Source organism: Thiobacillus sp. (assembly GCF_013693775.1).
In the GTDB taxonomy this organism is placed as follows: Bacteria; Pseudomonadota; Gammaproteobacteria; order Burkholderiales; family Thiobacillaceae; genus Thiobacillus.
In genome coordinates, this window is record NZ_CP059257.1 from 880430 (window position 1) to 893205 (window position 12776).

The 12776-nt window shown below is 63.5% G+C and carries 7 protein-coding genes; 3 read left to right on the plus strand and 4 right to left on the minus strand.

Annotated features, from left to right (window positions below):
* Nucleotide 1 precedes the first annotated feature (1 nt).
* The 4 genes from HZY77_RS04370 to pgm form a co-directional block, all read right to left on the minus strand.
* Nucleotides 2–3106 (minus strand): efflux RND transporter permease subunit, encoded by a 3105-nt coding sequence (locus HZY77_RS04370; protein WP_296819135.1) that lies wholly within the window; start codon nt 3104–3106, stop codon nt 2–4.
* An 11-nt stretch (nt 3107–3117) separates the two neighbouring features.
* Nucleotides 3118–4260, minus strand: a complete 1143-nt coding sequence (locus HZY77_RS04375) for an efflux RND transporter periplasmic adaptor subunit (protein ID WP_296819137.1) — start codon at nt 4258–4260, stop codon at nt 3118–3120.
* Between the two features lie 56 nt (nt 4261–4316).
* The gene (locus tag HZY77_RS04380; RefSeq protein ID WP_296819139.1) at nt 4317–5798 is read right to left on the minus strand and encodes an efflux transporter outer membrane subunit; all 1482 of its coding nucleotides are present in this window, start codon (nt 5796–5798) and stop codon (nt 4317–4319) included.
* A gap of 148 nt (nt 5799–5946) precedes the next feature.
* Nucleotides 5947–7596, minus strand: a complete 1650-nt coding sequence (gene pgm, locus HZY77_RS04385; RefSeq protein ID WP_296819141.1) for a phosphoglucomutase (alpha-D-glucose-1,6-bisphosphate-dependent) — start codon at nt 7594–7596, stop codon at nt 5947–5949.
* A 296-nt stretch (nt 7597–7892) separates the two neighbouring features.
* On the opposite strand from pgm, the gene HZY77_RS04390 reads away from it, so the two are divergent.
* The 3 genes from HZY77_RS04390 (at nt 7893) to HZY77_RS04400 (ending at nt 12676) form a co-directional block, all read left to right on the plus strand.
* A complete protein-coding gene (locus tag HZY77_RS04390) occupies nt 7893–8393 on the plus strand; it encodes a hypothetical protein (protein WP_296819143.1) in 501 nt (166 codons plus the stop codon).
* 30 nt (nt 8394–8423) lie between these two features.
* Nucleotides 8424–8624: a hypothetical protein gene (locus HZY77_RS04395; RefSeq protein WP_296819145.1), complete on the plus strand. Its 201-nt coding sequence runs from the start codon at nt 8424–8426 to the stop codon at nt 8622–8624.
* Between the two features lie 410 nt (nt 8625–9034).
* Nucleotides 9035–12676 (plus strand): EAL domain-containing protein, encoded by a 3642-nt coding sequence (locus HZY77_RS04400; protein ID WP_296819147.1) that lies wholly within the window; start codon nt 9035–9037, stop codon nt 12674–12676.
* Nucleotides 12677–12776: the final 100 nt, after the last annotated feature.

Below are 12776 nucleotides of genomic sequence, written 5' to 3' on the forward strand. Positions count from 1 at the left end.
GTCAAATCGATATTGCTTCGCCCTGCATGGCGGGAGACGCCGGATCTTCAGGTCTTTTCGACGTGCCGCCATGATCGGCGCCCAGCATCACGTACATGGCCGGCACCACGAACAGGGTGAACAGCGTGCCGATCGACAAGCCGGTCGCAATGACCAGGCCCATGTTGAAGCGGCTCACCGCACCCGCGCCACTGGCGGTGATCAAGGGCATCACGCCGAACACCATGGCCGCAGTGGTCATCAGGATCGGCCGCAGGCGCAGGCCCGCGGCATGCTTGATGGCGTCGAGCTTGCTCTGCCCTTCGCGCTGCAGGTTGTTGGCGAACTCCACGATCAGGATGCCGTGCTTGGAGATCAACCCGATCAGGGTGACCAGGCCCACTTCAGTGTAGATGTTCAGCGTGGCATGGCCGATGCCGAGGTTGATGAACAGGAGCGCGCCCGAGATGGCCATGGGGACCGACACCAGGATGATGATGGGATCGCGGAAGCTCTCGAACTGTGCGGCCAGGGCCAGGAAGATGATCACCAGGGCGAAGAAGAAGGTCAGCACCAGCCCGCCCGATTCCTGCACGAACTGGCGGGAAGGCCCGGCGTAGTCGAAGGTATAACCTGCAGGCAGCGTGCGCTGGGCCAGCTGCTTCAGGCTCTCCAGCGCCTGTCCCTGGGCCACGAAGGGCAAGGCCACGCCCTGGATGGTGGCCGCGTTGGCCTGCTGGAAGTGACTGATCGTTTCGGGCTGGACCACGGTGCTGAAATGCACCACGGTGGACAGCGGCACCATGCTGCCGCTCGCGGTGCGCAGGTAGTAATGCATGAGTTGGTCCGGATTCAGGCGGTAGCGCTGGTCGACCTGGGNGATGACCTTGTAGGCGCGGCCGCCCAGTTCGAAGAAATTCACGTAACCGCCGCCCAGCATGGCCGACAGCGCCGAACCGATGTCCTGCATGTTCAGGCCCAGCTGTGCAGCCATGTTGCGGTCGATCTCGATGCGGGTCTGCGGCAGGTCGAGGCGCAGATCGGACTGCAGGAAGATGAACTGCCCGGTCTTCTGCGCCTCCTGCAGGAACTGCTGCGATACCGCGTAGAGCTTGTCGAACGACTCGGAGGTGGTGATGACGAACTGGATCGGCACGCCGCGGGCACCCGGCAGGGGCGGCGGCTGGAACACCGCGATCTGCGAGCCGGCGATCTGGCTCAATTTCTTCTGCAGTGCAGGCTGCAAATCCGTGGCGGTCTGGGTACGAGCATCCCAGGGTTTGAGGACCATGCCGCCGATGACCTGGGCGGGCGAATTGACCTGGAAGACATGGTCGGTTTCCGGAAAGCCCTTGAACACGTCGTAGATCTGGCTGGCGTAAAGCTGCCGCTGATCGATGGTGGCCGTGGGATTGTTGAAGGCGATGCTGATCAGCACGCCCTGGTCTTNCTGCGGCGCCAACTCCGACATCGAGATGGAATACAGGTAATAGATGGAGCCGAGAATGATGGCCGACATCACCGCCGTGACCGGCAGGTGATTGAGCGAGCCTTGAAGCAGGCGCTCGTAGCGTGCGTGCAGGCGCTCGAAGCTGCGGTCGAGGAACAGCACCAGCCGATCCTGCCAGTTGCGGCTTTGCGGATTGGGCGCTTTCAGCAGGCGCGAGCACATCATCGGCGACAAGGTCAGCGCGATCACCGCCGACATGACGACCGTTCCCACCAGGGTGAAGGCGAACTCGGTGAACAGCGCGCCGGTGAGCCCGCCCATGAAACCGATGGGAACGTAGACCGCCACCAGCACGATGGTCATCGCGATGATGGGATTCGCCAGTTCGCGCGCGGCGCGCACCGCCGCGTCCATCCGCGACATGCCGTTCTCGATATGGCGGCTGACGTTCTCCACGACGATGATGGCGTCGTCGACCACCAAGCCAATGGCCAGTACGATTGCCAGCAACGTGAGCAGGTTGATGGAGTAGCCCAGCGCCAGCATCACGGTGAACGTGCCGACGATGGACAGCGGGATGGCGACCAGCGGAATGATCACCGAGCGCAGCGAACCGAGGAAGATGAACACGACCGCGGTGACGATGAGTACGGCCTCCACCAGCGTCTTGATCACTTCGTTGATCGAGGAATTCACGAACTTGGTCGAGTCGTAGATGATGCCGCCCTGCAGGCCGGTCGGCAGTTGCGACTGAATGTCGGGCATGACCTTGCGCACGCGGGCGATGACGTCGAGCAGATTGGCGCCCGGCGCGACCTGGATGCCGACGAACACCGACGACTTGCCGTCGAAGGCGACCGCAGTGTCGTAATCGTCGGCGCCCAAGGAAACGTTGGCCACGTCCGTCAACCTGACGACCTGTCCGTCGACCGTCTTCACGATCAGGTTCTTGAACCCCTCGAGCGACTTCAGGTTGGTATTGGCTGTCAGGTTGACCTGCACCATCTGGCCCTTGGCATTGCCCGTGGAAGAAAGATAGTTGTTGGCGGCCAGGGCCGAATACACGTCGGATGCGGTCAGGCCGTGGGCGGCGAGCTTCTGCGGGTCGAGCCAGGCGCGCAGGGCGAAGTTTTTCGCGCCCAGGATCTCGGCGGTCTGTACGCCATCCACGGCCTGCAGCCGGGGCTGCACCGCGCGATTGATGTAGTCGGTGATCTGGTTGGGCTTGAGTACGTCGCTGTTGAATCCGATGTACATCGCGTCGATGGTCTGGCCGATGCTCACCGACAGGACGGGCGTCTGGGATTGCGGCGGCAACTGGTTGAGCACCGAGTTGACCTTGGCGGTAATCTCGGTGAGCGCCTTGTCGGGCGCATAGTTCAACCGCAGGTTGACGGTGATGGTGCTCATTCCCTGCACGCTGCTCGATGTCATGTAGTCGATGCCGTTGGCCTGGACAATGGCGTTTTCCAGCGGCGTGGCAATGAAGCTCGCCACCAGGTTGGCGTCGGCCCCCGGATAGACCGTGGTGACCGTGACCACGGCGTTTTGCGTGTAGGGATATTGCAGAACCGGCAGCAGCCCGATCGAACGCAGCCCGAGCACCAGAATGACCAGGCTGACCACGGTGGCCAGCACCGGGCGCCTGATGAAGATATCCGTGAATTTCGTGTTCATCGCGGCGGCCTTCAAGGGGTGGGCACGTTCGGATTCGGATTGTTCGAAGGCTGGACGCTGTTGTTTACCGTGACAGGAGAGCCGTTGCGCAGCTTGAGCTGGCCGGCGGTCACCACGGTTTCACCCGCCTTCAGGCCCTTGAGGATGGCGACCTGGTCGCCGCGCGTCGGACCGGTCGTGATGAAACGCTGCTCCACCGTCAGTCCGGACTTGCCGTTCGCGCTCTTGCCATGATCCGTCACGATGAACACGGTGGCGCCATAGGGGTTGTAGGTGATGGCGGCGTTGGGCAGGGTGACGTATTGCACGGGCTCGCCCTGGCCGATGCGCACCGTGGCAAACGCGCCCGGCAGCAAGGTATTGCGGGGATTGGGAACGCGGGCGCGCACCTTGAGATTGCGCGTGGCAGTGTCGATCTGCGGCTCGATCGCGGTCACGATGCCATGGAAGCTCTGGCCCGGCACCGCGCTGGTCTCGATCTGGGCCTTCATGCCCACGCGGACCAGATCGATCTGGCTTTGCGGCACGCTGAAATCGATTTCCATCGGATCGAGTTTCTGCAGCGTGACCACGGCCGTACCCGGCGCCAGATACTGGCCCAGGTTCACCTGGCGGATACCGAGCTGGCCGGNAAACGGCGCGCTGATCGTCTTCTGTGCGATCAACGCTTNTTGTACCGCCACCTGGGCTTGTGCACNTCTGAGTGTGGCCTTGTCGGTATCCACCACCGACTGGCTGATGGCCTGCACCGCAAGCTGGGCCTCGTCGCGCTTGAGAGTGGTCGCGGCCAGCGCCGCCGCCGCTTCGAACTGGGCCAGCTGCGCTTTCAACGGGGCGGGATTGAGCTCAACCAGCGTCTGGCCGGCGCGTACCTTCTGGCCCGAATCGAAATGGATGGCCGTGACCTGTCCGCTGACCTCGGCACTCAGGGCCGCCTGCTGACTCGCGCTGAAACTGCCCAATGCCTCGACGGTCGGCTGCCAGGTGCTCGTCTGCGCGACCGTCGTCGAAACCGTCTGCGGCGGGTTGGCCTGGCCCTTGATCGCCTTGCCGATCATGGTGTTCTTGAAACCCTGGAACGCCACCACGCCGCCCACGATCACACCGGCGAGAATGAGCATGATGATCATGCGCTTGGTTGTACCTGGGGTCATCGCGTGCTCCGTTGTGCGGTTTGCCTGAGAGGAATCGAGTTGCAGGTGGCCGGCCGTCAAGGGACCGTGGCAGAGGTCACGGCAGGCGTCGCCGCTCCCGCCGCCTTGGGCGTGTCGAGCACCCCGCCCCNCATGGCCTGGTACAAGGCTGCGCTGTCGGCCAGGCGGGCGGCCTGCGCCGCGATCAGGCCGATACGGGTCTGCTGCGCCTGCTGCTGGGCCGTGAGGAGCTGCAGATAGCTCGCCGCACCCAGGTGATATTGCTGCCGTACCAGATCGAGCGACGCCTGCGCCGAGGTGTCGGCCGCAGCCTGTGCCTGCAGGGCCTGGGCATCGTTGTCCAGCTGGCGCAAGGTGTCGGCCACATTGCGCAGCGCCTCCAGCACGGTCTGCTGATAGTTGGCACCCGCCGCCTGCAAACTGGCTTCGGCGGCGTTCGCGCCGGCTTTCAGGCCGGCGTTGAACAGCGGTTGGGCAAGTTGCCCCGCCAGGGTCCAGATCATCGACCCGGGACCGAACAGTGCGCCCGTGGTCAGGGCCTGCGTGCCCAGGCTGGCGCTGAGATCGATCTGCGGATAGAGATTGGCCACGGCCACGCCATACTGGGCCGTGGCCGCATGCAGCAAGGCGGTGGACGCCTGGATGTCGGGCCGCTGGCGCACCAGATCCGACGGCACCACCACCGGCAAGCGTTCGGGCAGGGTGAAATCGGTCAGCGTGAAACGCGGCATGTCGGCCGCGCCCGGCGCCCGGGCCGTCAGCACGGCCAGCAGATGGTCGGCCTGCTCCAATTTGTTGTGCAGAGGTGGCAAGCTGGCGCGAGTCTGCTCCACCTGGGTTTGCAGGGCCAGCACATCCGTCCGGGCGGTCGCACCGAGTGCGAAGCGCTTGCGGGCAATGTCGAGCTGGTCTTGTTGGGCCTGCAGGATGGCTTCGGTCGCCGCGATCTGCTCGCCCAGCTGGGCCTGTGCAAAAGCCGTGGTCACGATGTTGCCCGCCAGGGCCAGGCGCGCGCCCGCCAGCTGGTAGGCCTGGTAGTCGGCCTGCGCCGCCAGCGCTTCGAGCGCGCGGCGGTTGCCGCCGAACAGGTCGAGGTTGTAGTTGACGGCGACCCCGGCGTTGTACAGGTTGTAGAGCGTCTGCTGGTTGCCGCTCTCGCCGCGGCCTGCCGCGTTGGCCTGGTTACGACTGGCGCCGAGCTTGGCATTGACGGTCGGATACAAGGTGGAACCGGCCTGTGCCGCATGAAGTTGCTGAGCCTGGCGCAGCGTGGCCTCGGCTGCAGCCAGGGTGAAATTATCATGCAGCGCCTGCTTCACCAGATCGTCGAGTCGGGGCGAGCCGAAGGCCGTCCACCACTCGGGCGCCACGGCCTCGTTCATCACGACGTTCGGCGGCGGCGCCTCCCGCGTGTAGCGGGTAACCGTGGGGGCATCCGGCGTCCTGAAATCGGGACCAACCGTCGTACAGCCCGCCACCATCGCGGTAGCGGCCAGCCACCCGACATAGCGCTGCGGCAACAGGTTGAAAGTCGGCATCGATCGTACCCGGTTGATTGGCTTGGCCAGCCTGGACCGCGAATCCTTCATCATCGCTCGATGAAAGACGCCACCAGGAATGGCTGATGGAGCGGTACGTGCAGGATTTGGTTCAATGTATCCCCTGTCGCCGCGGGTTCCCTCATGGTTACGAAGCGGCTGCCAATGCGTCGCTGACGATGGCCTGGGCCTCGACCTGGATGCGATGCAGATGATCCGCGCCAAGGAAGCTTTCCGCATAGATCTTGTAGATGTCCTCGGTGCCGGAAGGACGCGCCGCGAACCACCCGTTCTCGGCAATCACCTTGAGGCCGCCGATCGACGCGCCGTTGCCCGGCGCCTGGGTGAGGATGGTCTGGATGGATTCGCCGGCCAGTTCGGCAGATTGCACCTGCCGCGGCGANNGTTGGGCAAGCTTCTGCTTCTGCGCCGGCGTCGCCGGCGCCTCGATGCGATCGTAGACCGGCTCGCCGAACTCGCGCGTCAGGTCGCGGTAGAGTTCGCCGGGATCGCGCCCCGTGCGGGCAGTGATCTCCGCCGACAGCAGGGCCGGCACCATGCCGTCCTTGTCCGTTGTCCAGACACTGCCGTCCCGCCGGACGAACGAGGCGCCCGCGCTCTCCTCACCGCCGAAACCCAGCGAGCCGTCATACAGACCTTCCACAAACCATTTGAAACCGACCGGCACTTCGACCAGCGTGCGGCCGAGCCTCGCGGCGACGCGATCGATCATCTGGCTGCTGACGATGGTCTTGCCGACTGCCGCTTCCTTGCGCCATTGCGGCCGGTGCTGGAACAGGTAGTCAATGGCTACCGAAAGATAATGATTGGGCGGCAGCAGACCCGCGTGACGGGTGACGATTCCGTGCCGGTCATGATCGGTGTCGCAGGCAAAGGCAATGTCGAAGCGATCCTTCAGGCCGATCAGGCTCTGCATGGCATAGGACGAGGAGGGATCCATGCGGATGCGGCCGTCCCAGTCGACGGTCATGAAGCGGAAGGTCGGGTCGACGGCGTCGTTCACGATCGTGAGATTCAATCCATAGCGCTCGGCGATCGGACCCCAGTAATGCACGCCGGCTCCACCCAGCGGATCCACGCCCAGGCTGATGCCCGCGCCACGAATCGCCTCCATGTCGAGCACGCTGCCGAGGTCGCCGACATAGGCCGTGACAAAATCATGTCGATGCGTGGTCGCTGCGCGCCGGGCCTGCTCGAGCGGGATTCGTTTCACGCCCTTCAGCCCGCTTTCCAGCAGCGCATTGGCGCGGGCTTCCATCCATCCCGTGACATCCTTGTCTGCCGGCCCGCCGTTGGGCGGGTTGTACTTGAAACCGCCGCTGTCGGGCGGGTTATGTGAAGGCGTGATGACGATCCCGTCCGCCAGCCCTTTGTCGCGGCCGCGGTTGTAGGTGAGGATCGCGTGGGAAATCACCGGGGTGGGCGTGTAGTCGTCCTTGTCCGCGAGCATGACCTCCACGCCATTGGCCGCCAGCACTTCGAGCGCACTGGCAAACGCCGGCTCCGACAACGCGTGCGTATCGATGCCCAGGAACAGCGGTCCGTCGATATGCTGCTGCATGCGGTAATCGCAAATGGCCTGGCTGATGGCCAGCACATGCCATTCGTTGAAACTGTTCTCGAATGCGGAGCCCCGATGCCCCGAGGTGCCGAATGCGACCCGTTGCGCGGGTACCGAAGGGTCGGGCCGGTTGCCGTAATAGGCCGTGACGAGTCTGGGTACGTTGACCAGCATGGCGGGCTGGGCGGGCTTCCCTGCAAGTGGGCTTGTTTCCATTCCTGACCTCTTGTTTGACGCACGACATCGTCCGGCGATCCCGGGCATGGCCGGCCTGTTGCCGGGCCGCCTGTCCTTGCCGGAGAGGCGGGAAATCCGGTCGTCCCATTGTGCCACGCCTCGCTTCCTTGCCATGGAAGACAACGCGCCGTCGTCCAAAGTTCAGCGGGCCGGATACTTCGGCGCATCGACGCGATTCGCCGCATGGCGCAAGACGGGCCCAACCATCTGCTATATATCGATATAGGCAGCGCGATCACACATTCATGATCCGCCTTCACCCGACAGGAAACGCCATGACACGCAATTCCATCGATATCGCCAGCCGCGTCAGTCCCGCTTTGTCGGCCTTGCTCAACAGCCGGGTCAACAACCCGGAATGCGAACAGCCGGTGACGCTCAAGGCCGTACGCCGTTTTCTGGCCGACCTGCTGCCCGCCGACTTCAAGGAAGCCGAACGGCTGCATCGCATTGACGTGAGCGAATCGCTGCTCGACGAACTGGATACCCTGATCGAGGAATTCGGGGCAGCCGCGCTTGCCGTGGATTTCATCCAGACCAGCGCCAGCGAACCGCTCTCACGCGCGATCGAGACGGTCGTGAACGACGAGAACCGGGAAAACCCGCCCACGCTGGCGGCTGTCCGGGATGCCATCCTCGACGGCCTCGGCGCGCGACTGGTGGGCGACGGCACGCTGGAAGACGACGAGGGCGAGACGCTGTTGTCGGAGATCGAAGCGCTGATCGAGCAATTTGGCGCCGATACGCTCGCCGAGGATTTCCTGCGCTATGAGTAGCGATGCATCCAGAATCCGGGAGACACTCGCATGCTGAAAAACCGGCGCGCCCGGCGTGGCGTGGCGATATCCCTGGTGATAGTGGGCGGCCTGCTGATGGCCTTGGCGCCTGAAATATGGCAGGGGTTGTTCGTCCTGCACTGGGCGTCGGCATCGAACTGGCGGGAATTGCTCTGGAGCGCAAAGCCTAGCCGCCGGAAACATCCCGCCCTTGTATGGCGAATGGAATGACGGTATCCCCGCCGTCTCGATCGGCTTTCGTTTCATTGCAGCACGACGCGCACACGGCCTCGCGCCGGACAGCGCGAACCGGCCGCCCTTGCCGATCGTGCGACAGACCGGTTGCGTGCGCATGCTGCCGCCCCCTGCAGAAAAATCAATATCTTGTCCATTGAATGGAGGAGCCTTCTTGCCCCATCAAGACGGAACAAGCTCGCCGCCTGGAATCCATCTGCTCGTATAGGACCCCAGCCCTCGCGCCATCCGACCTTGATCGCCGTCCAATTCACCAGGGTCACCCCTCATGTGTTGACGGCATATTTATCCGGCTACAATTCCGCCATGAGCCCCCATCGTGGATACCGGGTTGTTGTCCCTTCTACCCTGCGTACGGCGCCGGGACATACTCTGACCACTTGGCCATGAAGGCGCTTTCAATTTCGAGACGCCTGCTGCTGAGCTACCTGCTGGTAGCCGTGCTGCCGCTGACAGGACTGGCTGCGTTCTATCTGGCCTCGTTCGAAGCGTCGCTACATGAAAGCGTGCTGGCGAACATGGTCACCCTCGCGGACAAAAAAGCCGATCAGATCGATCGCTACATGCTGGAGCGGCGAGCGGACGCCCGCTTGCTCAGCCAGAGAAACCTGATCCGTCATGGACTGGCCCAGTTGGGGCTGGCTTACCATACGGGCGGGCTGAACTCNCCTCTCTACCTGGCTGCTGCACGCCCGTTGCAAAACGACCTGAGCATTTCCTACGAGGCCGGCAATTTCCACGATTTCCTGCTGATGGACACGGCAGGCAACGTGATNTTTTCCCTGCTGCACGAGCCTGATCTCGGCACCAATCTCCTGTCCGGCGCATACCGCAGCACGCCTTTGGCAAAAGGCTTCTACCTGACCCAGCAAAGCCTGCAAACCCGCCTCTCGGAATTCGCACCCTATGCGCCTGCCGGGAATCGGCCGACTGCCTTCTTGACCACGCCCGTGCTGGACAGGGACAAGCTCATCGGCGTGCTGGCCCTGCGGCTGGATGTGAACAAGCTGGAATCGGTCACGGCCGATCGCACCGGCCTCGGCCGCACGGGCGAAACGGTTCTGGCGCAACGCGATGGCAACGAGGCNTTTTACACCGGACCGCTCCGTCATATCCCGGATGCGGCCTATCGCTACCGGGTGCCGCTCAAGGCCGCCGCGCTGCCGATGCAGAAGGCACTGGCCGGCGACCATGGCAATGGGTTCGTACGCGACTACGCCGGGGTCGACAGCGTGGCGGCATGGCGTTACCTNCCCGAGTTGAGGTGGGGGATGGTGGTGAAAATGGACAGCGCGGAAGCGCTGGCGCCCGCCGCGCATCTGCGCCATGTCACCTATGTCGCGCTGGTCCTGTTCCTGCTCCTCTCAGGCGGCGCGGCCTATCTGCTGGGACGCGGTCTGTCGCGTCCCATCCGGAACCTCACCCGGGTGGCCGACAGCATCGCCGCCGGCGATCTGTCGCAGCGCGCCCCGCAGGACGGTCCCGACGAACTGGGCCGTCTGGCCCAGGCCTTCAATCATATGACGGATGCGCTGGAAAACATCCATCATACGCTGGAAGCCCAGGTGGAAGCGCGCTCGCACGAGCTGCGCAAGCTCTCTCTACTGCAGGGTGCCATTCTCGATAAGGCCGGGGCACTGGTGGTGGTGCTCGACCGCGAAGGCCGCATCCGCCGCTTCAATCGCGCCTGCGAAGAACTGTCCGGCTACGCATTCGAAGAAGTCGAGGGACGGTTCGTCTGGGATTTTCTGCTGCCGCCGGAGGAGCGCGAGCGGGTGCACCAGGAGGCGTTCGACGCGCTCGTTCGCAATCCCGAATCCTTGAGAGGCTCGCACACCAACCACTGGATCACCCGGGACGGGACGCGGCGCCTGATCGAATGGTCGAATTCCGTATTGCCGGACGAACAAGGCGAGATGGAGTTCATGGTGAGCATCGGCACCGACGTGACGGAGAAACAGCTGGCCCAGGCCGCCCTCAAGGAAAGCGAAATGCGCCTGAACGAAGCACAGCGCATTGCCCAGGTCGGCAGCTGGGAGTTCGATGTGGCCAGCAATACGCTGACCTGGTCGGACGAGACCTTCCGCCTTTTCGAAGTTGACCGGGACGCCTTCGGCGCATCGTACGAAGCATTCATGGACGCGGTGCATCCCGAGGACCGCGAGCGGGTCGGCCAGGCCTACCTCGACTCCTTGACGAACCGCAAGCCGTACGAGATCAGCCATCGGATCTGCATGCCGGACGGCCGCATCAAATGGGTGAACGAATGCTGCGAAATGCATTTCGACGCCGAAGGCAACGCCGTCCGTTCCACGGGCACCGTACAGGACATCATCCGGCGCAAGCAGGCGGAAGAAGCGTTACGGCTCTACGCCAACGTGTTCGAACACAGCGGCGAAGCCATCCTCATCAGCGACAGCCACAACCGCATCCTGGCGGTGAATCCGGCCTTCACCCGCCTGACGGGCTACGCCATCGACGACATCCGGGGCGAGCACCCGCAGATCCTGACGGCCGGGCAGGCACTCGACGACACCCATCAGGCGATGGCGGCCGCCCTCGAACAAGTGGGCTACTGGCAAGGCGAGGTGCTGGACCGGCGGAAAGACGGCTCGCTCTATCCGAAGTGGATGTCGGTCTCGGTCGTGCGCGACCTCGACGGCCGCCTTTCCCATTACATCACCAGTTTCACGGACATCACCGCACGCAAACTGGCCGAGGCGCAAATCAGCCAGCTGGCCTACCATGACGCCTTAACCGGCCTGGTCAACCGCTTCAGCCTGCAGGGCCAACTTGAACAGGCACTCGCCATGGCCCACCGGGAACAGCGTGCGCTGGCGGTGATCTTCCTGGATCTGGATCGCTTCAAGACCATCAACGACACGCTCGGGCATGCAGTAGGCGATGCATTGCTCAAGGACGTGGCGCAACGCCTGCGCGACAGCGTGCGCGAGAGCGACATCGTGGCTCGTCTCGGCGGCGATGAATTCGTGGTGGTGCTGACCGAAGTGGAAGGCGCCACGACCGCAGCCCGCGTCGCCGACAAGATCCTGCACACGCTGTCCCAGCCCTATCGTATCGGGAAAGATGCGCTGCATTCGACGCCAAGCATCGGCCTCGCGTTCTACCCGGACGACGGGGAGGACAGTGAAACGCTGATGAAGAACGCCGACACCGCCATGTATCACGCCAAATCGCTGGGGCGCAACAATGTCCAGTTCTTTACGGCCGAGATGAACCAGGCCGCCATGAAGCGGCTGACCATGGACCATGACTTGCGGGTGGCCGTGGAAAACAAGGAGTTCGAACTGCATTACCAGCCCCAGTTCGACAGCTGGAGCGGCCGCATCGTCGGATTCGAGGCACTGGTACGCTGGCGCCACCCGCGCATGGGTCTGGTGCCGCCTGCCGAATTCATTCCCATTGCCGAGGAAACAGGCCTGATCCTGCCGCTGGGCGAATGGGTACTGGACGAAGCCTGCCGCCAGCTCCGCGCCTGGCGCGATATCGGCATCGCCGACTTCAGCATGGCCGTGAACCTGTCCGCCCATCAACTGCACTCTGCCATCCTGCTGGCCCATGTCGCAGGGGCCCTGAANAAGCATGGCCTGAAAGGCACCGACCTGGAGCTCGAAATCACCGAATCGGTTGCCATGCACGACCCGGCCGCCAGCATCAGTCAGCTCAAGGCGCTGCGCAACCTGGGCGTACGCCTGTCGATCGACGATTTCGGCACGGGCTACTCCTCGCTCAGCTATCTCAAGCTGCTGCCGATCCACACCCTGAAACTCGACCAGTCCTTCGTGCGCGACATCGAAAGCGACAGCAACGACGTCGCCATCTGCACCGCCACCATCGCACTGGCGCACAGCCTCGGCCTGGCTGTGACCGCCGAGGGCGTGGAAACCGAAGCGCAGCGCCATTTGCTGACCTCGCATTTCTGCGATTTCATGCAGGGCTACCTGTTCAGCAAGCCGTTGTCCGCCACGGAGGCCCTCGCCTTCATCCAGAAGCGACAGGTGGCCTAAGGATCCCGGCATGGCCATCCTCAGGTCGCCAATTAAATGGGATATTGCTATCCTTTAAATAAGCGCTACGTTGATTCAACCCACATATGCAGGAGGTTCG

Excerpts from the sequence above, each read along its gene's own strand:
- HZY77_RS04395 (WP_296819145.1), top strand. The coding sequence starts at position 8,424 with ATGCTGAAAAACCGGCGCGCCCGGCGTGGCGTGGCGATATCCCTGGTG.
- HZY77_RS04390 (WP_296819143.1), top strand. The coding sequence starts at position 7,893 with ATGACACGCAATTCCATCGATATCGCCAGCCGCGTCAGTCCCGCTTTG.